Source organism: Paenibacillus sp. FSL W7-1279 (genome assembly GCF_037969845.1).
Taxonomy (GTDB): Bacteria; Bacillota; Bacilli; order Paenibacillales; family Paenibacillaceae; genus Paenibacillus_AQ.
Genome location: NZ_CP150215.1, coordinates 4,114,569 through 4,137,118, shown reverse-complemented (window position 1 = coordinate 4,137,118; position 22,550 = coordinate 4,114,569). Strand labels below are relative to the sequence as shown.

The following is a 22,550-nucleotide window of genomic DNA, read 5'->3' as shown; positions in this document are numbered from 1 at the left end:
ATTGAGATGTTCAGGCTCAAAGAAAGGAATGGTCTCAAATGGCAACCAAGAGCTACAGCCTAGCTCACACAAAGTGGATGTGCAAATACCATATTGTATTTACCCCGAAGTATAGACGGAAAGAGATTTATAATCAAGTAAGAAGAGACTTAATAGAAATTTTCAAACGCTTATGTAAGTACAAAGGAGTAGAAATTATAGAAGGCCACATGATGCCCGATCATGTCCATATGTTGGTGGCTATCCCGCCGAAAATTTCAGTCTCATCATTCATGGGATATCTAAAGGGGAAAAGTTCGTTAATGATCTTCGAGAAGCATGCACAACTAAAATATAAATACGGGAATCGAAAATTTTGGGCAGAAGGATATTATGTGAGTACAGTAGGTTTGAATGAAGCAACAGTAGCGAAGTACATTCGTGAACAAGAGGCACATGATCAAGCCATGGATAAGTTGAGTGTAAAAGAGTACGAAGATCCATTCAACAGCAACAGGGGCAAAAAGAAATAAACCAGTTTAACTGGTAAGTGAAAGTGACAAATAACAATGAGCCTGAACAGAGTTATGGTCAGGCTAGCGTCTTTAGGCGCAGTTTGGCAACAAGGGGTTATACCCCAAGAGCAAACCACCCGTTGGACGGGTGGTCATGATTTACCGATGCCCCATTTCTTTATATTTAGAAGATGACCACTGTCCATTTTGTTATAATTAACTTAATGGATTTCTTATTTAATGAACAGATACGAGGTGGTTGTATGGACAATATATTATATAACCGAATCAAAGGCGGCCTGTATGGAGTGGCTGTAGGCGATGCGCTTGGCGGAACGACGGAGTTTATGAGCGTGCAGGAGATTAAGGAGAAGCACGGCTATTTGACGGAGATCATCGGCGGCGGGGTGTGGCAGCTGGAACCGGGCGAAGTGACCGACGATACGATGATGACGCTGTGCGTGGCAGAAGGAATTCACGAAAATCCAGGGGAGCCAATGGAGGCGATCGGGCGTTTCTTCATGGAATGGTACCAATCGAGGCCCAAAGACATCGGGAATATCATCCGTCAAGTTTTTCAAAAGTATGAGGGAGACTGGTTCGAAGCGGCCTTTGTGGCGCACATGGATATGGGGCAAAGCGGCGGGAATGGCTCCCTCATGCGATGCCTGCCTGCAGCACTTGCCTACAAGGACCCGGCGGACATTGACCGAGTGACCGTCATGCAGTCACGGATGACGCATTATGATCCAAGGTGTGCCGAAGTCTGCGTCATGTACAACCGAATGGCACAGCGCCTTTTGCAGGGTGAACATTTAAGAGCAGCCATCATGGCCGAGGTGGTGGGTAGCGATTACGAAGGCATCATTGAAGCACAGCCGGACTGCCCGGCAAGCGGTTATGTGGTCCATACCTTCCGGTGGGTACTGCATATTTTGCTCCATACGTCGGATTTTGCAGGAGTCGTTCAAAAGGCGGCAAATCTAGGAGATGATTCGGATACGATCGGAGCTATTGCCGGTGGATTGGCAGGTATCTATTATGGGTATGAAGGAATTCCTGTCCGATATGCAGAGGCGATCCTCATCAAAGATAGACTCGACCGGATCATTTCGCAACTGTATGCATTGAAAACTTTATGATAAAGAGATCATGAAACACAATATAAACGCAATGCTCGATAATGGTGTCATTACATATTTTTCTTTTGTACTTCTGGATATTAGATTTGCTATCGTATTTATGCCAAGAAATACAGTAATTACCCAAACTAAAATATTCGTAGGCAGAACATTAAAGATATTTATGACGTTAGTATGCTGCAAAAAAACAACTCCCATAACGAGAAGAATAATAGCGTTTATAGCACTTACAACACGTAATTTGTAGGGCAGCACTTTATAATATCCACCCATTGCAAATTCGCCTAAAGGCAAACCAAGCGCGAGCAACACCTGAAAAACGGCGATAGAAATAAACATAAAAGTGACAATAATGGATAATATGTAGAGCATACTCTCTTCCATACATTTCTCCTCTTAATTGGTAGTTTATTTTTAAGAATATTATATTCCTCTTACTATCCTGCAATGCCAAAAGTTATACTTTGTGTCCAGGTGCTTCGGTTAAACCCGTTGCAACCACCTTTACGGGAATACCAGCTGTTGCACGGCCGCTAACTTTGGAAAGGGGTGACTTAAGCATGCTCTTACTCAGTCTCATTTTATATTCGATCGTATTCGTCTCCGGTTACTTATGGATCAAAAAAAAGCTCAAGGTATCCAACGATTCAAATCAGCTGCTCTATAAGCATATCAATCGATTTCATCTGATTGGGGAGTTGATCATCATAGCTTTGTCCCTAACCGCCCTTTACTTCATGAGGATTGTTTGGGAGTGGAGATCGTCGGCTTATCAGGACGTTATACTTGTGGTAGCTGTTCTACACGCTTTCCGTTCCGTTGTTGAAAGACGCTATAAGAAAGATTCCAAACAGCACATCCTCAGTGCTTATGCAAGTGTTAGCGGTCTGCTCCTTTTCCTTGGCATTGAGATGTTTGCGTAACAACACAAGAAGCACTATTCCTATAGAAATCTATAATTCAATCCTTGATGATTCATAAAATTGACGCAGCATCCACTAATGAAAAACAGCCAATCCTTCGCTTGGAGAGGGATTGGCTGTTTTCTATTTAGAAGAAGCTTATTGTTGTTCTTTTTCCGTAAAAAATGTAATGATGGCAAATAACAGAAAGGCAAGCAGCAGGAGCGAACCGCCCACAATAAACAAGACCAAAACCAAACTGTCGTCCAGCTGAAAAGGATTCAAATTGTACATCCACATTCCGAACGTTAAGCCGAAGGACCCCAGGATCGCCAGCCAGCCGTGGACAGCAACCAGTTTCTTATATCTTACTTTGTATGCCTTGTAGAAGATTCCCCAAGCAAATACCGACAACCAGCCGACCAGTAAAATGTGGGCGTGGATCGGACGAAGGGAGTAGTCCATCTCGCCAGACATTTTGGAACCAAGATAGGTTCCAAAAATGCCGAACAGCGCTGCATATCGAATTAACCGTAAACTCCATTTTTGTTCCATGATTCATCATGTCCTTCCATTAGAAAAATAACGGTGAAGGTCGTACCCTTCGCAAGCTCGCTCTCGAGCGTTATGGTTCCGTTTAATAGTGTGATGATTTCTTTAACAATGGACAGGCCAAGGCCTGTCCCGTCTTTCTTGCGGGTTGCATCCACCCGGTAGAAGCGCTCGAACACTTGCTTGGCTGATGCCTCCGACAGACCGACACCGGTGTCCTCGAATGTGAGGATGATCTTGTTTCCGGCGGTGGTGCAGGAAATGAAGATATGGCCGTTCGGTTGGTTGTACTTAATGGCGTTCGTTATCAAGTTATCCCACACGATCGCCAGCAGCTCGCGATCGGAGTACAACACGGCTTTATCTAATTTGTACGAGATGGTCAGGTTCCGGTCCTGCAGACTCCATTGATGTTTTTTGATGGATTCCTTGATTTGCAGATCCAGTCGGAGAGGGCTCTTTTTCACCGGGTAACCGGATTGATCCAGGGACGTAATCAGCAGAAGCTGCTTGGTCAGATTCGATAATCGTCTAGCTTCATCGCTCACGATACCCGCATACTGCAGCCGCGTCTTCTCATCCAGATTCGGAAGAAGGAGCAGGTCTCCATACCCTTGAATATTCATTAATGGAGATTGAAAATCATGAGACACGTTGCTGATGAAGGACTTCCGGGCGACGTCATTATGCTGCAGCTGCTGCTGCATACGCAGGAAGTTCTCAGCCAACTGGCCCAGCTCATCCTTACGATGGATATCCAGCGAATACGTAAAATCTTCGTTGGTGATCGCTTTCGTCGCTTCGGACAGCTCCGAGATGGGGTGAATTAGCCGTTTGGTCATTTTGATTACACCCAATAGGCTCACGATGGCGACAGCTACGATAAATCCCGCCAGCATCATATGGATATCGGAAAATAGGATTTTGCTGGCCGGTTTGACGAATAGAGCATAAGTCTGATTTCCGATTTGAAGGGGGAGCCCGACGGTGTTTCTAATATCATTGGAGAAATGCCCCATCATCCAGAGCTGATCCCATATGCCGTCTTTCCCCATATACGGCGTGCCGCTTAACACCTGGTCCATGGTGTGGTCAGGCAGCCTTCTATGCTCAAAAGGCTCACCGAAAAAATACGCCTCCCCTGAACGGTTAGCCAAATATATCTGGTATCCTAGTTGTCCGACGGACTCAAGGAAGGGGTGCACGGTATGGCTTGATACATGCATTTCCTCGAGAACGTGGACGATTTGTTCGGCAACCTCCATGTTTTGCTGCGTGATTTCTTCTTTGGTAAATATCACGTAGACAACGTTTGCCAGAATAAATCCGATAAAAATGCTGATCCCTAGAATGAGCAGTGTTGTGGATATAAACTCCCGATATAATGTTTTCATTCGGCCGCCTCTAATTTATAACCAATGCCCCTGATGGTCTGGATCTCGATCGAAGCGTTGTAACGTTTGAGACGGTCGCGAATCCGGTTCATATGCGTATTCAATGTCATCTCGTTGCCTTGATAATCCTCGCCCCATGCCTGTTCGATAAGAACGGACCGGGGAGTGACTTTGTTGGCCCGTACTGCCAGCATAGTCAGCAGCTCAAACTCTTTTAGAGGAAAGAGAATGGTTTCATCCTTGATGATCACTTCAAAATCGTTCCGGTTGATCTTCACATTGCCGACCTTCAAAACACTTTCCATTGCGCGGCCATAGCGGCGAAGAACAACGGCAACCCGAAACAGCAGCTCCTTTGGCTCAAAAGGCTTCACAAGATAATCCTCGGAGCCTGATTTGAACCCCTGTTCCTTGTCGGATAATTGTCCCTTGGCGGTCAGCAGGATGACAGGAATGTCGAGCTCTTTCGTTAGTATTCTAGTCAGGGAGAAGCCATCCATCCCGGGCATCATGACATCCACGATGGCCAGGTTTACCTCCGACTCTTCCAGAAGCTCCAGCGCGTGCTTCCCGTTATGAGCTTGTAAAACCGTATAGCCTTCCCGCGTCAAATGGATGGTCACAAGCTGCAGGATATCGTAATCATCGTCTACGACTAAAATTTTCACGGAAGACTCCTCCATACCTTACATTATGCCTGGGATGAGAGCTTTCTAGGATCCTTATCTTTTTCGAAAAATAGAATTAAGGATGGAAGCAGAATGCCTCTTACCAGGAATGTATCTAATAAAATACCAATCGCAACCATAAAACCGAACACGAAGAGATCGGCAATCGGCATGGTGGTCAATGCGGCAAAGGTTGCCGCCAAGATCACGCCTGCCGAGGAAATGACGCCACCCGTATTGCGGATGGCCACTTCAAGAGCTTCCTTGATCTTTAATGTTTTTCTCTCTTCGAGGAAGCGGGATATAAGAATAATATTATAATCGATCCCCAGCGCCACCAAGAATATAAACGCATAGACAGGAACTCGCGTACTGATGGATTCGTACCCGAACAGCATATCGATCAGGAAGATGCCCAGGCCAAGGGCTGACACGTAAGATATGAGGATGGTGGCCATCATATACATCGACATTTTTAACGAACGAGTCAAGGCAACCAGCAGCACGAGAATCAGAGCCGTTTCCAGCATGATGACTTTGATAATGTCACCGTTGTTTACGGTCCGTTCATCGACTAGTTTGGCTGTCACGCCGCCGTAGTAAACATCGCCCCGAAGAGACAACTCGTTAAGAAGGGCGTCAGTCTGGCCCTGAAGCTTTTCAATAAAATCGATAGCTTCGGTGGAATAAGGATTCATCGTCAAGGCAACGCTGAGTTTTGCCGCCTTGGAATCTTCCGTGATGCCGGCCAAGCGGACGGAGTCGATTTCTTCGTAATTCTCCAGCTTTTTCAGGAAATGATCGATCTGCTCGTCGGATAGCGCGTTCTCGGATTCCAGAAGAAGCGTCGAGGGTGCAAGCTCGCCTTTGTTATATTTAGATTCCACGATCTCATAACCTACACGCGAAGGCAAGTTTTCGGGGAATTTTTTGACGGTGTCGAATTCATAATTCAGGTTGAATACGTTCAAGGCGGTCACGATCATGAAGACAGCCACGATTCCACCGGTGAGCAGCGGCTTGTTCACCACGAATTTGGCTACTGGCCCCCAGAAACCGTGTTTGATTTCATTGTTCTGACCGAATTGAGGAACCTTAGGCCAGAACGCTTTTCTCCCAAACAGGGTGAACAGGGCTGGGACAAGGGTGACGGAAGCGAGCATAATAATAAGCATGGCCAAACCGAATACCGGCGCAAAATTTTGATAATCACGGAAATCCATGAAGAACAGAACGAGCATCGCGGCGAGCACGGTGCCGCCTGCAAAAAACACAGGTTCCCCGGTAGCTCGCATGGCAAACTGCATTGCAGTATATTTGCTTTCATGTTTATTCAATTCCTCGCGGTATCGCGAGAACACAAACAGTGAGTAGTCGATGACGGCGGCAAACAGCAGGATGCTCATGATGGAGGTGGTCGAGTTGTTAATTTCGAGTCCGGCTGAGCCCATCAAGGCTACAGATTGGTTGACGACCTGATATACGATAGCCGTCGCAAGCAGAGGAATGAAGGCAAGCAGCGGTGAACGGTAAATAACGATCAATAATACAAGAATGATGACAATGGTGGCAAGTAGCAGAACAAAATCCGCCTGCTCGAAGAGCTTGATCGTATCGCCGGCTATCCCGGCTGGACCTGTAATATAGAAGTCTGTACTCAGACCCCTGGCAATCTCGTTGCCAAGTCTGGAGGTTTCGTCATTGATTTCCGAATATTCGCTGCTGCCAAGACCGGCTTCCAGGCTCATGGGAACGATGATGGTAGAGTTATCCTCCGAAGTAAAACCCTTCAGGGCTTGAGGCGGCAGGGTGCCGATATCGACTATGGATTTGACTCCCTGAATCTTGGCGGATAGGACTCCATTCAAAATATGCTTTACTTCATCCAGGTTTACGTTTCCTGATGCATTATGAAAAACCAGGATTCCTGGCGTTCCCTGCTCATTCGGAAATGTGTTCTCCAATTTGTTCTCGGCTATGATGGACTGTGCTTCATCTGGAAGTGACTGGAAGTTGGTGGCTTTGTAATCGCCAAGCGTGGGACCCGCGCTTAAACCGACCATAACGATCAGCCAGACCAGAATCGTAATCCACATCCCTTTTTTGGTTGAGACCCAATCGGTGATGGGACTTAATAGCTTCCTCAAAGGTTGTTTCCCCCTCTTTAATTTGTCGCACTTACTCTAGCACAGCTAAATAAATTTAATATAAACTCGAAAGTCCGGCCATTCGAGCGGCAGCAAAACAACCAAGTTTAATAACATGGAAAAGGTAGGGTAATTGCAAAATATTAGGCATGCCATTATTGATCATCATGGTAAGAAATGATCCTTTATACGAAGAGAATCAGATGTTGATAAAGAAAATCAATTGTGGCGATTTACGAGTTGAACAAGATTGACTTAACCTATAATGGGAAACTCAGATAATACGAAACTCAGATCTAACCACCATAAACATAAAAACGAAGACAAATGTAAGCGCTTTAGTTATCTTAATACATAAGTGATTTTCTATAGAAAATAAGGGTATGGAGGGGTCCAATGAAGCGAATTCCAATGATGATGCAATTGGCATTAATCCTATTTTGCATCATGGCCATTCCGATGGCGATTTTAACCTGGTATAGCAGCTCTCAGATTCTACAGAATTCAGAGCATGCCTTTGCGGAAACTTCGCTTGCAGAATTAAATGCCAATCGCGAGCTTAATGAGAATGCGTTGAACAATTTGTCCCAGAATACGGTACGCCTAGGAGGCACCGACGTCTTCGATCGAATCCGTCCTTATAAGTCTCTTGCAGAGCTTAAGACGAATTACGTGAATGTAAGCAAAGCGATGGCGGTGCTCAAGGAGTTGTTGAATCTGAATCAGAGCGTCGATGGGGTGTATTCATCTTTCTTTTACCTGGACGACGCGAATTACGTGATTTCTACGGACAGAGGCATAACGAGCTTGGACAGATACGAGTCCATCGACTGGCTGAACGAGGCGCTTATGGAGCAAAAAGGGATACGCGGCGTATGGTATCCGCGCAAGCTCGATTCGGGCGTTAAGGTCTTATCGTTCGCACTGCCTTTAAACCGGCTGTCAACCGCTACACGCGGAACGATCGTTGTCAATCTGAAGGAGAGTCAAATCGAGCAGTATTTGCAATCATCGAAGTCAGGCAAGCAAGGCTATTTGCTTATGAAGTCAAGCGGTACCATCATCTCACATCACGACAAAGATTTATTGCTCAAGAACGCCTACGAGGAGCCGTATATTCGCGAAATCGCCCGGCAAGCATTGCCTGAAGGGTACATGTTCCGCGAGCTTAACGGCGAGCGATTGCTATATGCGTGGTCCCCTACGAAAGAATTCGGTTGGACGAACGTAAGCATCTACTCGGTCGACGAATTGATGAATAAGCCCCTTACCTTGCAGAGAAGTATCCTTTTGCTTACGATCGTTATTATTTTTGCGGGGTCCATACTGACCGTTTTTATTGCGACATGGTTATCCAAGCCAGCCAGGGAATTGGTCCGTACGGTACGCGGCCGAGTCAATCCGGGGGTGCGCGATAAGAATGAGCTCGTCTTTCTGGAGGCGGCATTCAGACGCATGCAGGAAGAGGAAGAAGGGCTTTATAAGCTGCTAAGTATCCGCGAGCAGGATGCCCAAAGCCACGCCATCCATAGTTTGCTGCGGGGTGAAGTGACCCCACAAGCGGAAGAGATTTTCCCGGACTTGCACTTTCTTGTAGCCGTCGTTTCCATCGACGGTTACCGAACTTATATAAGCCTCAATAATCCGGAAACGCGCAGTTACCATCGCTACTTGCTCATCTCCAAATGTGACGATTTATTCCCGAAAGATGTTCACGCGCGCTGCGTCTATCATGGTGACGGCCACTTCGCAATCCTGATCAACTACAGACAGGAGGAAGATGACAACTATAGGCTTGCCATTTATGCGGCTTTAGAAATGTTGAGGAACAGTGCGGCGGAATTGCTCGAGCACTCCGTAACGATCGGCGTAAGCAGTCCGGCAGATTCAATTCGCCTGATCTCGGATTGCTTTGCAGAGGCGATGGAAGCGATCAAGCAGCGCATGATTGCCGGCAATGGCGGCATTACGTGCTGGAAGGAGGAAGAAGGGCGGGATAAAAAATACATTTACCCTGTTAACAGCGAAAGACGAATTCTGAACTTCCTTGGTCATAGCGATCTGGATAGCATCATCGAAGAACTGAGAATCATTCGTAACGAAATCCGTTCTGCCGAATACGTGTCCTACGATAATATCCTATTCATCTATCATCAATTGGTTGGCGTGACCATTAAGCACCTTAGGGAGAATAATGTTAGCACGGCGCGGATCTTCTCGACGCGGGGGAACATTTACGCAGCCCTTGCTTCTATTGATACGCTTGACGAGCTTGAAGAATATCTTATTGAATTTTACAGCGAGATTGTTCACTACCTTACGCGGTCACCGGGCGGGTCCAACAAGTATGCCGATCGCATTATCCATTATTTGAATGAGCACTATCGTGAAGAAGTCGTGTTTGAAGAAATGGCTAAGCAAATCGGAATCAGTTACTCCTACATGCGAAAAATTGTCTATGAACATACGGGTAAAAGCTTGTCCGACTATCTCAATTTGCTCCGAATCGAGAAGGCAAAAGAGCTGCTTCTTGAGAGTAACCTGTCGATTGCACAGATTGCATCCGAGGTAGGCTACATGAATGTTCGAAGCTTCAATCGTCTGTTCCGAAAATTTGAAGGCATGCCGCCGAGCAGCTTCAAGCTGCAGAGATCCAAAACCTCGTGAGCAGGACAATATTTGATTCAAATAGACAAAAATGATTCTTGGGTTCTCAGGAATAACGGATCAGCTGCAATTTGGATCAATAGTGGCTGCAGCTTATCAATATTCGGCGTTTACCTTCGGACGAACGGGGCGATATGATAAATCCAACCTCGGGGCCACCGAAATAGGGAAATGAACCGGGGGGAGATCACGCATGGAGGAGGTGAGATTTTGAAAGTCCAAGATGCAGCACCAGGAAATGAAACCGCTTTAATCCCCTTCGCAGGCAAGAAACAGGGAACTCTCTATTATCTTCGTCGGGATTGGCAGCTCTATTTTCTGCTTCTCATTCCTTTAGCGTTTGTCTTGGTCTTTAAGTACGCGCCGATGAGCGGTCTTGTGCTTGCGTTCAAGGATTACAAGATTGCCCACGGATTCTGGAGCAGCGAATGGGTCGGTCTGGAAGTGTTTAAAGACATATTCGCAAAGCCCGATTTCGCTCGCGCCATCCGCAACACGCTTTTGCTGAATGTGTCGGACCTTATATTTAGCTTTACAATGCCGATTATTCTCTCTTTGCTGCTAAACGAGGTCAAGAATGCTTTCTTCAAACGCGTGAATCAGACTCTGCTTTATTTACCGCACTTTCTGTCTTGGGTCATTATCGGCGCAATCGCTTATCAATTGTTGGGTGAAGGAACCGGTATGATCAATAATCTGATCGCGAATCTGGGGGGAACACGGATCCCGTTCCTTCAAGAGAACGTCAATTGGCTAATCAGTTACATCTTTATTGGCGTATGGCAAAGCATGGGTTGGGGGACCATCATCTACCTGGCTGCAATTAGCGGCATTAACCCCGAGCTGTATGAAGCGGCGGTCGTCGATGGTGCAGGCCGGTGGCGGAAAATGTGGAACATTACTCTGCCCTCGATCCGAGTGACGATCGTGACATTGCTGATTTTGAACCTTGGCCACGTGATGGCGGGTTCCTTTGAGCGTGTTTTTGCCTTAGCGAACAAAGCAACGACGGAGTTCACCACGACCATTCCCGTTCTGGTATATCGCTGGGGAATTGAAGGCGGCAACTTCAGCCGAGCAACCGCTCTCGGGTTGTTCCAAGCTGTCGTGGGGCTTGTCCTTATCTTAATTGCTGATCGGGTTGCCAAGAAACTGGGTGAAGATGGAGTCATTTAGAAAGGAGGGAAGCGATGAAAGCATTCACTAGGAGCTATGCGGTGCGCCGCACCAGGAAACTGGACATATGGGATATTCTAATACGGCTCATACTTATTGCTGCCTCACTTGCCTGCTTGCTGCCATTCGTTCATGTCGTTGCAAAATCTTTAAGCGAAGACGCCTACGTCATCGCTAACAAGGTGTTTCTCTGGCCGGCGGGGTTCACTCTGGATGCGTACGGCAAAGTTTTTGCCGATCAGAGTATTCTGAGGTCTCTTTACATATCCGTAATCATTACGGTGCTGTTCACACTGATCGGCATGATCGTCACCATTTGTGCAGCCTACCCGCTATCCCGTAAGCAGCTTAAAGGCCGTTCGTTTTTTAACTTCATCTTTATGTTTACGATGTTCTTTGGAGGCGGCATTATTCCCGAATATATGCTGATCAACAGCCTGGGGATGCTTGATACGATGTGGTCGCTTATATTACCGCTATCCTTTAGCGCATTTAACCTGCTGATCTTAAGGACTTCGATCTCCAGCAATATTCCGGCGAGCCTGGAAGAATCGGCCCGGATGGATGGAGCGGGGCATTTCAGGATCCTGTTCAGCATCGTACTTCCACTCTCCAAGCCGATTCTAGCGACATTGTCCCTTTTTTACGCGGTCGGACGCTGGAACGCTTATCAGGACGCCCTATTCTATATTAAGCATAATGTCGATTTGCGGCCGCTGCAGTTGAAACTATATTACCTGGTGGTTCAGGCCAGCGAGAGCTTTCAGCTAGAGATGACGCAAGTCTCGCTCAGCAATCCTGAAGTGCTCAAAGCAGCATGTGTCGTTTTTGCAACTTTACCGATCATTTGTGTCTATCCGTTCATTCAGAAGTATTTTGTCCAGGGAGTCATGCTTGGGGCTATCAAGGAATAGCATTTCCAGATTCTTTTGCATCGATATGATGAGAATGATAAGGGGGAAATACGATGAGCAAACCGAAAATCATGTCTATGTTCATGGTTTTTATATTAATTGCCGGTCTTATAGCGGGATGTACGGGGAACAGCACCAATGGTGAGAAGAAGCCTTCTCCATCGGATGAGGGTAACACGCCAAGCCAAAACGCGGAAGGCAGCTACCCCGATTATTCGCAAGGCTTCCCGGAAAGAGTTACACTCGAAATTCCAGTGTATGAGCGTGCGTTCGAAGGCTGGAACGTAACCGACAACTACTATACACGCTGGATTCAGAAGGAATTCGGCGACAAATACAATATCGAGGTTAAGTTTACGCCGATCGCCCGTACCAACGAAGTCACGACTTATCAGCAGCTGCTCGCAGCCGGCAAGGCGCCGGATATCATTTTCCACTACGACATGCCGCAAGCGCTTGCATACTATGGAGAAGGTGTCATGCAGGAGCTGGACTGGCAAGAGATTGAGCACTATGCCCCAACCTATTGGAGCCATTTGAGCGAGACGATTCTGCAATACGGCGTCGTTGATGAAAAAAACACCTTCTTCTTCGCTGCACGTCCAGATTTCAGCAACTTTGTCAATATCATTCGTAAAGACTGGGTTGAGAAAGTAGGAATGAAAATCGAGGACCTGACATCGCTCGAGAAGTACAATGAAATGCTCATGAAATGGAAGGAAGAAGGAATCGGCGTTGCCGGGGCCGGTTTGACACGGAACGTGTTCAACTATAGTTACGGATTCCGTGACTGGCCGGTTGATCCGAAGACGCACGCGCTTTATTCCGATCTATCCGTTGCGGATTTTACGACACCGGCAACCGAAGCCTGGCTGCGTAACCTAAGCTATCAATACCATAACGGACTTATCGATAAGGAGTTCTATCTGCGCGACGATGATAACAAGCTCAAGGCCGAGTTTGTTGCGGGAAATACGGGCACCTACGGTTTGTACCTGACCAATAACACCGATGCGTTTGAAGCAACGCTGAAGAATAATCCGGAAGCTGAATTTGCCGTGCTTCCCCCTGGCTCCGGCGTACCGGAGGGAAATATGCCCCAAGGACGCGCCGACTGGCCGTTCGGGTTGATCATGGGAATTAACCATGAATCGACGGAAGAGGAGCGTGCTGCTGTATGGATGTATCTCGAGTGGATGAGCCAAGCGGAGAACCTGATGTTCCTGCAGAACGGGGTGGAAGGTGAGAACTATACGCTCGATTCCGATGGCTTGCCGGTGAAAAGACCGGATTTCAAGGGCGAATCCGTACTCTCTCAGAACAATAACAAGGACTATTGGGCACTTGTAACGGAAGCGCCATCCTTCGCAACGCCAGAGCTAACGCTTAAAGCTAACAAAAATAACTGGACGCCTGCGGGCTATGAGCAAATTGTCGAAGACATGATTCAATATCGAAACGAGACCAAGCCATACCAGACGCCGGATCCGCTGTTCACCGTAGTCCTCGAGAAGGTTACCGAGTATAAGGCGGATTTGAACAACCTCTTCCAAGAGCTGTATCTCGACATTATCCTTGCGCCAGCAGACCAGTTCGATGCGAAATACGAAGCGGCCAAGCAGAAATTCCTCGACGCCGGCTATCAAGAGATTTTGGACGAGAAACAAAAAGCGATTGATGCAGGTCAATTCCGGTAATCACGAAAATCTAAACCAAAACTCCGAGCCCCTGCCGAAAGCGGGGCTCTGGATGATATGGAGGGCAATATGAATCTGAAACTAGATATCGCTTTAGAAGATTTAAAGCAAACCGCCAAGCGTGTTGCAGATTATACGTTCGGGATGGATTTGACGTGGGATTGGCCGGGAGGTGTCGCATTCTATGGGATTAGCCGGCTGTTCGAGGTGACTGGCGAGCATGCTTATCTGGAACGGATGATCGATTGGGTTGAGGAGTACTTAGAGGCGGGCATTCCGGAAGGATGGACCGTGAACACCTGTGCGATGGGGCATATGCTGCTGACCCTGTATGAACAGACGAAGGATCAAAAATATCTTGATCTCATTTTAAGCAAGATTGATTATTTGGAGCATCATGCTTTGCGATTCGGTGACCGGGTCCTTCAGCATACGGTGTCGGCTGACAATGACTTTCCGGAGCAGTGCTGGGCGGATACTTTGTTCATGGCGGCATTTTTGGAGCTTCGGGTCGGCGTGCTCCTCGGAAAGAAGGCGCTCATCGACGACGCGCTCCATCAATTCGAACGGCATATTCATTACTTGCAAGATGAGGATTCCGGGCTGTGGTACCATGGCTATAACCATGTCAAAAAGGACCACATGTCCGGCATTCATTGGGCGCGCGCCAACGCCTGGGCAGCCTATACGATGTCCCGAGCGGCAAGAGGGCTGCCGGAAGGCTATCTTTATCCTCCCATGATGCACATATGGAGCTCCTTACGCGACCAGTTGGCGGCAATTAAACGGATGCAGCATGAGGACGGTCTGTGGGGCACCGTGCTCGATTACCCGGAAGCTTACGGCGAAGTATCGGCTACAGCGGGTATTGCAGCAGCGATGGTGATGCAGGGCAATCCGCTGCACGCGAAATATGTGAGAAAAGCCTTGGCCGGCGTTCTCGCCAATATAGCGGATAACGGACGGGTTCTGAACGTGTCCGGAGGAACGGCGGTCATGAACGACATCGAAGGATATCTCGGCATTGACCGGAAATGGGCACAAGGCTGGGGACAAGGATTGGCGCTAGCGTTCCTGTCGTCGGTCATTGACGTTATCGAAGCCCAAGGAGATCGCGAGCTTAGCAAACGTAGCGATCAAGTCGATTAGACCTCAGGCTACTTGCTCATCATAACAACGGACATCGGCGATTCGAATGGAGCATGCCGGAGGATATGAACATAGATGATTTAGAAGTCGCTAAGTTAGCGGCTTTTTTTACTATAGCGATGTAAGTTTTGTCCTTAGCTGAGGATGCTCCATATCTTAGATTCGGATCATTACTCTATAGAACACGCGGAATGCTGGCGCAGGTCGTCATATGACAACGAAGAAGTCGGATTAACGGTAGATCACAGGGATGCAAAGGAGGTAGAATGTCGTCACCAAAGAAGCATTAAGGAGAGAAGCATATTGATTCTGAAGATTATAAAATGGATGCTGTCCGTCATTGTTCTTGTTATCATAGGGGGGCTTCTGCTTGTAAATTTAACGCCTGTTCCATTTATCCATTGGCTGCGCAGCCAGCCGGAAGCAGCGCCTGCAGCACCTTCGAATTGGGCGGAGCTTAGGCAGGTGGTAGAGGTTCATAAAGACCTCAAGTATCCTTCGACATTCAAATCCAACGAAATGGACCTGTACCTCCCCAAAGACCGTGCGGGCAAACTGCCTACGATCCTATGGGTTCACGGCGGCGCTTTTGTGTCAGGAGATAAATCGGGCACCGCCTATTGGTGTACGATGATGGCCAGCAAAGGTTATGCGGTCGTCAGCATGAATTACGAGGTGGCTCCCGAGGCACGATATCCGGCACCAGTCCTTCAGATGACTGAGGTCTATCAGCATCTTAAGGAGCTTTCGGATTTCCCGTCCTTGGACTTGGACCGTCTAATTGTCGGCGGAGACTCAGCCGGCGCCCAAATTGCATCCCAATTCATCGCAATTCAGACGAATGCCGACTTGGCGCAGCGGACAGGGATTGAACAGGTGGTTCCGGAGAAATCCATACAAGCGGCGCTGCTGTATTGCGGTCCGTATAACGTCAAACAGCTGGCGAGCGTTACCGGCAGATTAGAGAAGTTCTTCCTGAATCAGCTGGGGTGGGCTTATATTGGAACACGGAACTGGAAGGATGGGACCGAAGCAGAAGAAGCTTCAACGACAAACCATGTGACAACTGATTTCCCGCCAACCTTTATAACGGACGGCAACACGGGTTCTTTTGAAAAACACGGTAAGGAATTGGAGGCGCGGCTCAAAGAGGCAAACGTGCCCGTGAAGTCATTGTTTTACCCGCTGTCCCATGGCGTCGTGCAGCACGAATATCAATTTCAGCTTAACACTAAAGAGGCCATGGAGTGCTTTGAGATGACGTTATCCTTTTTGGAAGAGCAATTGCAAGAGCGGGGATAAACAATGACAAAGACTGGTGCTTCAACTTTTATCGGGAGAAGTAGTAAAATGGGGATAGCTCAATACCAGGGAGAGGAGTCTCATCATGTACAGCCATATCAAGGCAATTCCTTGGAATTCGATTCGCGTCAAGCTGGTGCTTGGCCTTTTGGGCGTGGCAATCCCTCTAATCGCCTTACTGATCTATATGAGCTATTACAGTGTGAACGTCATTCATAATCAGGTGGCGGTCTCCAATAAAAATATGATCTCCATCCAAATGAGACAGATCGATAACCAGCTCGCGGAGATCGAACGGCATCTGGTGAATCTGTCCAGATCGGAAGTCAGTGTGCTGACGATGAAAGACGCAGTGCCGGACAATACGTATATGATGGCCAAAAGCGATGTTTCCCGGAAGCTGTCCTCCGATCTATCGGTTTATCCTTATATTGACGGACTTTTCGTATATTCATTGCCGCGGCATGATTTTGTTGAAGCCTACAAAGGGTCGATGACCTATAACGGATTATTGAAAATGCGAGATTACCTGCAGGAAAGCAGCACGAGCCAGAACCGTTTCTATGGAATGGAGGCGAACTGGCAGCTGCAAGAGATTGAAGGGTCCTATTACGCGATCAAGGTGCTCAGGGATGACAATATCAGCATCGGGTCATGGGTATCCCTCAAAACCTTGATGTCGCCGATGTCGGTTCTGAACACGGGTGAAACCGGAGCAATGCTGTTCGTCGACGCCCAGGGGAAGCCGCTTTATAACACGAAGCCCCTGCAGGATGAAACGTTGGATTTCACCCATGGTTTCAACAGCTATTACATGTCAGGCAAGGACAAGGACTATCTCATCGTGGGGGAGACTTCGAAGAAAGCGGACATCAGCATGGTCGCCGTCATTCCGGACAAGCTGACGCTCGAAAATCTGCCATATCTCAAAAAGACGGCTGCCATCCTGTCGGCATTCGCTGTTCTGCTGCTGCCGGTCAGCTTGTGGTTCCTGCGGAAAGTGCTGCTTCGCCCGCTGCAGAAGATCGTTCAATTAATGCGAAGAATCGGGGAAGGGAACTTCAATTTGCGAATCGAGAAAGTACCGACCGCTCCCGAGGAGTTTCAGCTGGTATATCGCACCTTAGATCAGATGGTGTCGCAAATTGAAAAGCTGAAGATTGACGTCTATGAAGAGCAATTGAGCAAGCAGCAGGCGGAGCTGAAGCAACTGCAGCTCCAGATCAACCCGCATTTTTTCATGAATTCCCTGAATATTTTGTACCATTTGGCACAGGTGAAGCGATATGAATTGATCCAGGAGATGACGATTTGTCTGGTTCAATACTTCAGATATATGTTCCAGAGCAATAACCAGGCTTTGGTTCTATTAAAGGATGAGCTGCAGCATACGAGAAATTATTTGCGGATTCAGCAGCTGCGGCTTCCCAATCAATTCGAAAGCGAGATTCATGTTCCGGATTATCTGCTGGAGACCCCAGTTCCTCCGCTAATGCTTCAGACGATTGTAGAAAATACGATCAAGCATGCCGTAAGGGCAGATGTTCGGACGATGCTGGTCATTGAAGCGATCCTCGACGATCTGGCGGAAGAGCCGACCGTTTGCTTGACCGTACGTGATACCGGAGATGGATTTTCGGATGAGGTATTGGAGGCGATCCGCTGCGGCGGACAAGGTGCAAACGCCGGGCGAGCGCATATTGGCTTGTGGAATGTACGGGAACGTCTGCGTCTGCAGTATGGGAATGGGGCCGTAATGGATTGCTATAACGACGATCCGCACGGGGCGGTCGTCGAACTCTTCATTCCGTTAAGCCCTGGACAAGATGGAAAGGAGGACGCCAATGCGTCATGTACTGATCGTGGATGATGAGGTTATTGCTGTAGAGGGACTGAAACATGGCGTGGACTGGGATCGGCTGGGTGTTTCCGCTGTATTTACCGCCCATAGCGCCAGCCAGGCGATGGAGATCATCCGGCGGGAGCGCGTGGATCTTCTGTTATGCGATATTGAAATGCCGCATGGGTCCGGCTTGGATCTATTGGAATGGGTACGGGGATATCATCCGGATATCGTTGCGATATTCCTTACCTGTCATGCCGACTTTCACTATGCCAAGCAGGCCATTCAGCTGGGCAGCTTTGATTATTTACTGAAACCGGTCCCTTTTGCCGATCTTGAATCCGTTGTAAGTAAAGCGATCGAGAAGCTGGACCAGGAGCGCGAGCAATCAGAGTTCAGTCAATATGGGAAGTTTTGGATGCAGCATCAGCCCCTGTTGGTTGAACGATTCTGGCTGGATATCCTGAATCAAACGATTCCAAGCCGCTCCGCTGCAATCAAGGAGCAGGCGGAGAATCGCAATATTCCGTATTCGGAGGATATGATCTTTACCCCGATACTGATTCAAGTTCGGAGATGGTATAAGGAAGTCACGCTGCGGGACGAAAAAATCATTGAATACGCGATACGCAAATCCGCCGAGGAGCACATCCAAGAGAGGGCCGAGCATGGCATGCTGGTGCCGGTGGAGAAAGGGCGCTGGCTCGCCTTGATCAACAGGGATACGGCATCGGTGGATGATGATGCATACAAGGATATGTGTGAGAGGTATATCGATGCTTGCAGGAAATATTTCTATGCGGGCGTCGCCTGTTATATCGGGGAGCCGGGTCACGGACATGAAGTCCCTTCGATGTATATTCAATTGGATCGGATGAACGAAATGAATGTGGCTTATGATCAGCAAGTCTTTTTGCTGAAGGAAGAGAAGCCGTCGGCTGCCCTCCAGCAGATGCTTCCGGATATGAGCATGTGGGCGATTCTGCTAAAGGAGGGCGCGAGCGGACAGGTCCTGAAGGAGGCGGAGGCTTACATCCGATCTCAGATCGAAGGTAACTCACTCACTTCGGATTTACTGAATCAATTCATTCAGGATTTTCAGCAAATGCTCTATTATGTGCTTCATCTGAAGGGGATCCAGGCGCATCAGCCTCTCAGGGACAGCCGTTCCTTGGAGTTATATGCCAGATCGGTGCGCTCGGCTACGGATGCGTTGGCCTGGATTCATCATATCGTTCAAAGGGCGATGGATTTTGCATCATCGGTGGAGCATTCGCCAAGCATCGTAGAGAAAGTAAAGGCTTATATCCGCGAGCATCTATCCGAGGATCTGTCGAGGGAGGATATCGCGAGTCATGTGTTTTTGAATCCGGATTATTTGACCCGAATCTTCAAAAAAGGGACCGGCATGTCGATCTCGGATTACCTGCTCCAGCAGCGATTGAGCATGGCGGCCGGGCTGCTCGCAAATACCGAGCTGTCCGTCAGTTCGATTGCGACGCGAATCGGCTACGCCAACTTCTCTCACTTTTCCCGCATGTTCAAAAAATATATGAATATGAGCCCGGTCGAGTACCGGCAAGAGCATGCCGGCATCACCAGCTCCGGGGAAAGTCGGTAAAGTGACAGTGAAAAGTCGTTACAAGAGCAGTGCACAATCACGTCCCCTCTTACAATATAGCTAGAAATACATCAATCACAAAGGCGGGGGAACAGATGAAAAAATCATTCGCACGACTATCCACGATGCTCTTGAGCGCCGTCATACTATTGTCGGCCTGCGGAGGAGGGAAAGCAGCCGACCAAGACAATGAGCCGGCAAGTGAACAAAAAGCCCTCACGGAGCTGACGGTCGTGCTTCCGGTGGCAGGCTCCATACCGAAGGATATGCAGCAAGTGGAAGACGCCATCAACAAGATCGCGGCCGAGAAAATACAGGCCAAGGTCAAATTTGAGCATATTTCTGTCGGAGACTGGGAGCAGCAAACGAATCTGATGTTTGCAAGCGGTGAGAAAATGGATCTGCTGTACTTATCCGGTTATAACTTCAGCAACATCGTTGCGAAAGGTCAGCTGAAGCCTCTGGATCAATTGCTTGAGCAGCATGGTCAGGGGATCGCCGACGCCTTGGGTAAAGATTATTTGCAAGCTACACGCATCGGAGGCGAGATATATGGAACGCCGACGGTGCGGGATTTGGCGGCCAGCTATGGGCTGACCATGAGCAAAGACTTGGTTGATAAATACAAGATCGATGTTGCCTCGATCAAGACGCTTGATGACGTGGAGGCCGTGCTGCGGAAGGTAAAGGAAGGAGAGGGGCCTACCATGACACCGCTGGTTACCGGTGCAGCGGGGCAATCCTTCCGAGAGAATTATGTCAACTACGATAGTCTGAACGACACGATCGGTGTTCTTCCGAGCTATGACAATGGCCTCAAGATTGTCAATTATTACGAGACGAAGGAATATGCCGACTTTGTCAACAAGATTCGCGGCTGGTATCAGGACGGGCTGATTCCACAGGATATGGCCACAACGCAGGCAACGCGGTTTGACATGATTAAGGCAGGCAAAGCCTTTGCCTATATGGCTATGCAAAAACCCGGCTTTGCGGAGAGCGAGAAGAAGCTGTCCGGGCTTGAGCTGGTCACTGCAGAACTCGTACCTCCTGTAGCTACGACGAGCACGGTAACGGGAGCGATGTGGGGCATTCCGGTCAATTCCGAAACTCCTGAGAAAGCGATGGAATTTTTAAATCTGATGTACACCGACAAGGATATCGTGAACCTGTATGACTGGGGGATCGAAGGCACCCATTATGTAAAGGTGGACGGCTTTGACAATGTGATCGATTATCCGGAGGGTGTTGATTACAACTCGGTGGGTTATAAAATGCCGCTTGGCTGGCTGTTCGGGAATCAGTTCTTGTCTTATGTCATAAATGGCGACGATCCGGAAATTTGGTCCAAGATGGATGAATTCAACAAGAGCTCCAAGCGCTCCAAAGCGATGGGCTTCCTGTTTGATGCTTCTCCGGTGAAGACCGAGTATGCAGCCGTAAGCAACGTCATTACGCAATATAAAATGCCGCTGGAGACAGGCAGTGTAGACCCGGAACAAATTTTGCCGGAGTTCATCTCCAAATTGAAATCGGCCGGAATCGATAAGATTATTGCGGAGAAACAGAAGCAATTGGATGAATGGGCTAAAACCAACGGCGTGAAGTAAAGCATCATGTGAACAGTCACGGGTTAGCCCGTGACTGTTTCTGATTTGTATAGTGAAAGGAAATGTTTAAAGTTTAAGCTCATCGATCAAGTGAAGGATTAACGGCAGGCTGCCAAGGATATAGCCTTGTGCAGCCTGCTTTTTTCTTGTTGACATAGCGCTTCCAAGGGAATTGGGATGATCCAGCGCGTTTTCTGTCCTAGGTTCTACTCTACTGACGCTGAAGTCGGGAAAGCACAAATGTGAAGTCGTCAAAGCGGTAGTGGCCCGTGTGCTTGCTCTTTAAAATGAAGTTATAGATTCGGCTATAAAGCCGCAAAGGGGGGAAGTGCGGTGACAAGTACAACACGCCGTAAGGGACGGAGATCCCTTCGGAAGTACGTTCCGCTATACATCATGATGTTGCCGGGGCTTATCTACCTGCTCATCAACAATTATTTGCCGCTGTTCGGTCTAAGCATCGCTTTTAAGGACGTGAACTACAGCAAAGGGATATGGGACAGTGACTGGATCGGCTTCAAAAACTTTGAGTATCTGTTCAAAACGGATGATGCATTTATCATTACGCGTAACACGATTCTTTACAATGCTGCGTTTATCGTTCTCGGCTTGATCGTTTCGGTTGGTGTCGCGATATTGCTGAACGAGATCCGAAACAAAGTGGCATCTCGCTTTTATCAAAGCGTCATCATTCTGCCGTTCCTTATCTCCATCATTATCGTCAGCTACCTGGTTTACGCCATGTTCAGCGTGAATACGGGAATGGTGAACAAGACGCTGCTTCCGGCACTTGGGCTGGATCCTATCTCATGGTATACGGAGCCGAAATATTGGCCCTTCATTCTGACGGTCGTGCATATTTGGAAGGCAGCGGGGTATTCCTGCATCGTTTATTTGGCAGCCATCATCGGCATCGATCCCGAATACTACGAGGCTGCAAAGCTGGACGGGGCCTCCAAATGGATGCAGATCCGCAAGATCACGCTTCCGATGATTACGCCGGTGATCACCATTCTGACTCTGCTCGGTATCGGGCGCATCTTCTATTCGGATTTCGGATTGTTCTACCAGGTGCCGATGGATTCCGGCGCACTGTTCTCGACCACCAATGTGATAGACACCTACGTATTCCGCGGGTTGATGCAGCTCGGTGATATCGGGATGTCCTCGGCGGCAGGATTCTATCAGTCGCTGGTCGGCTTCGTTCTCGTGCTGGTCTCCAATTATGTCGTGCGGAAAATTGATAAAAACAATGCTTTGTTCTAAGGAGCG

General features: G+C 48.2%; 18 protein-coding genes. 13 read left to right on the top strand and 5 right to left on the bottom strand.

What is annotated here, in order from left to right; genetic code table 11:
- Positions 1-38 precede the first annotated feature (38 nt).
- Both tnpA and MKY82_RS18290 read left to right on the top strand, forming a co-directional pair.
- The gene (gene tnpA, locus MKY82_RS18295) at positions 39-512 is read left to right on the top strand and encodes an IS200/IS605 family transposase (protein WP_339217207.1); all 474 of its coding nucleotides are present in this window, start codon (positions 39-41) and stop codon (positions 510-512) included.
- 245 nt (positions 513-757) lie between these two features.
- A complete protein-coding gene (locus MKY82_RS18290) occupies positions 758-1,636 on the top strand; it encodes an ADP-ribosylglycohydrolase family protein (protein ID WP_339217659.1) in 879 nt (292 codons plus the stop codon).
- On the opposite strand, the gene MKY82_RS18285 is transcribed toward MKY82_RS18290, so the two are convergent.
- On the bottom strand, positions 1,631-2,020 hold the full coding sequence (locus MKY82_RS18285) for a hypothetical protein (RefSeq protein ID WP_194543044.1): 390 nt from the start codon (positions 2,018-2,020) through the stop codon (positions 1,631-1,633). The genes MKY82_RS18290 and MKY82_RS18285 overlap by 6 nt on opposite strands.
- 176 nt (positions 2,021-2,196) lie before the next feature.
- Between MKY82_RS18285 and MKY82_RS18280 the strand changes: the two genes are divergently transcribed.
- A complete protein-coding gene (locus MKY82_RS18280) occupies positions 2,197-2,559 on the top strand; it encodes a DUF4181 domain-containing protein (RefSeq protein ID WP_220684991.1) in 363 nt (120 codons plus the stop codon).
- A 138-nt stretch (positions 2,560-2,697) separates the two neighbouring features.
- On the opposite strand, the gene MKY82_RS18275 is transcribed toward MKY82_RS18280, so the two are convergent.
- From MKY82_RS18275 to MKY82_RS18260, 4 genes are read right to left on the bottom strand one after another with little or no spacing between them, the layout of a single operon-like run.
- Positions 2,698-3,093 (bottom strand): hypothetical protein, encoded by a 396-nt coding sequence (locus MKY82_RS18275; protein ID WP_220684992.1) that lies wholly within the window; start codon positions 3,091-3,093, stop codon positions 2,698-2,700.
- Positions 3,066-4,484, bottom strand: coding sequence for a HAMP domain-containing sensor histidine kinase (locus tag MKY82_RS18270; protein WP_339217654.1), 1,419 nt, complete (start codon positions 4,482-4,484; stop codon positions 3,066-3,068). Before MKY82_RS18270 ends, MKY82_RS18275 begins: the two co-directional genes overlap by 28 nt.
- Positions 4,481-5,152 (bottom strand): response regulator transcription factor, encoded by a 672-nt coding sequence (locus MKY82_RS18265; protein ID WP_194543040.1) that lies wholly within the window; start codon positions 5,150-5,152, stop codon positions 4,481-4,483. Before MKY82_RS18265 ends, MKY82_RS18270 begins: the two co-directional genes overlap by 4 nt.
- Before the next feature lie 23 nt (positions 5,153-5,175).
- Positions 5,176-7,299 carry an MMPL family transporter gene (locus tag MKY82_RS18260; protein ID WP_339217652.1) on the bottom strand — a complete coding sequence of 708 codons (2,124 nt, stop codon included), beginning with the start codon at positions 7,297-7,299 and terminating at the stop codon, positions 5,176-5,178.
- Positions 7,300-7,695: 396 nt separating this feature from the next.
- On the opposite strand from MKY82_RS18260, the gene MKY82_RS18255 reads away from it, so the two are divergent.
- From MKY82_RS18255 to MKY82_RS18210, 10 genes are all read left to right on the top strand, one after another.
- Complete coding sequence (locus MKY82_RS18255) at positions 7,696-9,966, top strand: helix-turn-helix domain-containing protein (RefSeq protein WP_339294038.1); 2,271 nt, start codon at positions 7,696-7,698, stop codon at positions 9,964-9,966.
- 210 nt (positions 9,967-10,176) lie between these two features.
- Positions 10,177-11,142 carry an ABC transporter permease subunit gene (locus MKY82_RS18250; protein ID WP_233354967.1) on the top strand — a complete coding sequence of 322 codons (966 nt, stop codon included), beginning with the start codon at positions 10,177-10,179 and terminating at the stop codon, positions 11,140-11,142.
- A 14-nt stretch (positions 11,143-11,156) separates the two neighbouring features.
- Positions 11,157-12,056 (top strand): carbohydrate ABC transporter permease, encoded by a 900-nt coding sequence (locus MKY82_RS18245; protein WP_220684997.1) that lies wholly within the window; start codon positions 11,157-11,159, stop codon positions 12,054-12,056.
- Between the two features lie 53 nt (positions 12,057-12,109).
- A complete protein-coding gene (locus MKY82_RS18240; protein ID WP_339294037.1) occupies positions 12,110-13,753 on the top strand; it encodes an extracellular solute-binding protein in 1,644 nt (547 codons plus the stop codon).
- Between the two features lie 69 nt (positions 13,754-13,822).
- Positions 13,823-14,902 (top strand): glycoside hydrolase family 88 protein, encoded by a 1,080-nt coding sequence (locus MKY82_RS18235; protein WP_339294036.1) that lies wholly within the window; start codon positions 13,823-13,825, stop codon positions 14,900-14,902.
- Positions 14,903-15,205: 303 nt separating this feature from the next.
- Complete coding sequence (locus MKY82_RS18230; protein ID WP_339294035.1) at positions 15,206-16,204, top strand: alpha/beta hydrolase; 999 nt, start codon at positions 15,206-15,208, stop codon at positions 16,202-16,204.
- A gap of 85 nt (positions 16,205-16,289) precedes the next feature.
- Positions 16,290-18,074 carry a histidine kinase gene (locus tag MKY82_RS18225; protein ID WP_220685001.1) on the top strand — a complete coding sequence of 595 codons (1,785 nt, stop codon included), beginning with the start codon at positions 16,290-16,292 and terminating at the stop codon, positions 18,072-18,074.
- Entirely contained in the window at positions 18,049-19,668 is a 1,620-nt protein-coding gene (locus MKY82_RS18220; RefSeq protein ID WP_220685002.1) for a response regulator, read from the top strand. The genes MKY82_RS18225 and MKY82_RS18220 overlap by 26 nt, the downstream gene beginning before the upstream one ends.
- 95 nt (positions 19,669-19,763) lie before the next feature.
- Positions 19,764-21,278, top strand: coding sequence for an ABC transporter substrate-binding protein (locus tag MKY82_RS18215; RefSeq protein WP_339294034.1), 1,515 nt, complete (start codon positions 19,764-19,766; stop codon positions 21,276-21,278).
- A gap of 396 nt (positions 21,279-21,674) precedes the next feature.
- Positions 21,675-22,544, top strand: a complete 870-nt coding sequence (locus MKY82_RS18210; protein ID WP_194544829.1) for an ABC transporter permease subunit — start codon at positions 21,675-21,677, stop codon at positions 22,542-22,544.
- Positions 22,545-22,550: the final 6 nt, after the last annotated feature.

What these genes read in the sequence shown, in the direction of transcription:
- tnpA (WP_339217207.1), top strand. Translation starts at nt 39, where the DNA reads ATGGCAACCAAGAGCTACAGCCTAGCTCACACAAAGTGGATGTGCAAA.
- MKY82_RS18290 (WP_339217659.1), top strand. Translation starts at nt 758, where the DNA reads ATGGACAATATATTATATAACCGAATCAAAGGCGGCCTGTATGGAGTG.
- MKY82_RS18285 (WP_194543044.1), bottom strand. Translation starts at nt 2,020, where the DNA reads ATGGAAGAGAGTATGCTCTACATATTATCCATTATTGTCACTTTTATG.
- MKY82_RS18280 (WP_220684991.1), top strand. Translation starts at nt 2,197, where the DNA reads ATGCTCTTACTCAGTCTCATTTTATATTCGATCGTATTCGTCTCCGGT.
- MKY82_RS18275 (WP_220684992.1), bottom strand. Translation starts at nt 3,093, where the DNA reads ATGGAACAAAAATGGAGTTTACGGTTAATTCGATATGCAGCGCTGTTC.
- MKY82_RS18270 (WP_339217654.1), bottom strand. Translation starts at nt 4,484, where the DNA reads ATGAAAACATTATATCGGGAGTTTATATCCACAACACTGCTCATTCTA.
- MKY82_RS18255 (WP_339294038.1), top strand. Translation starts at nt 7,696, where the DNA reads ATGAAGCGAATTCCAATGATGATGCAATTGGCATTAATCCTATTTTGC.
- MKY82_RS18245 (WP_220684997.1), top strand. Translation starts at nt 11,157, where the DNA reads ATGAAAGCATTCACTAGGAGCTATGCGGTGCGCCGCACCAGGAAACTG.
- MKY82_RS18240 (WP_339294037.1), top strand. Translation starts at nt 12,110, where the DNA reads ATGAGCAAACCGAAAATCATGTCTATGTTCATGGTTTTTATATTAATT.
- MKY82_RS18235 (WP_339294036.1), top strand. Translation starts at nt 13,823, where the DNA reads ATGAATCTGAAACTAGATATCGCTTTAGAAGATTTAAAGCAAACCGCC.
- MKY82_RS18225 (WP_220685001.1), top strand. Translation starts at nt 16,290, where the DNA reads ATGTACAGCCATATCAAGGCAATTCCTTGGAATTCGATTCGCGTCAAG.
- MKY82_RS18220 (WP_220685002.1), top strand. Translation starts at nt 18,049, where the DNA reads ATGCGTCATGTACTGATCGTGGATGATGAGGTTATTGCTGTAGAGGGA.
- MKY82_RS18215 (WP_339294034.1), top strand. Translation starts at nt 19,764, where the DNA reads ATGAAAAAATCATTCGCACGACTATCCACGATGCTCTTGAGCGCCGTC.
- MKY82_RS18210 (WP_194544829.1), top strand. Translation starts at nt 21,675, where the DNA reads ATGATGTTGCCGGGGCTTATCTACCTGCTCATCAACAATTATTTGCCG.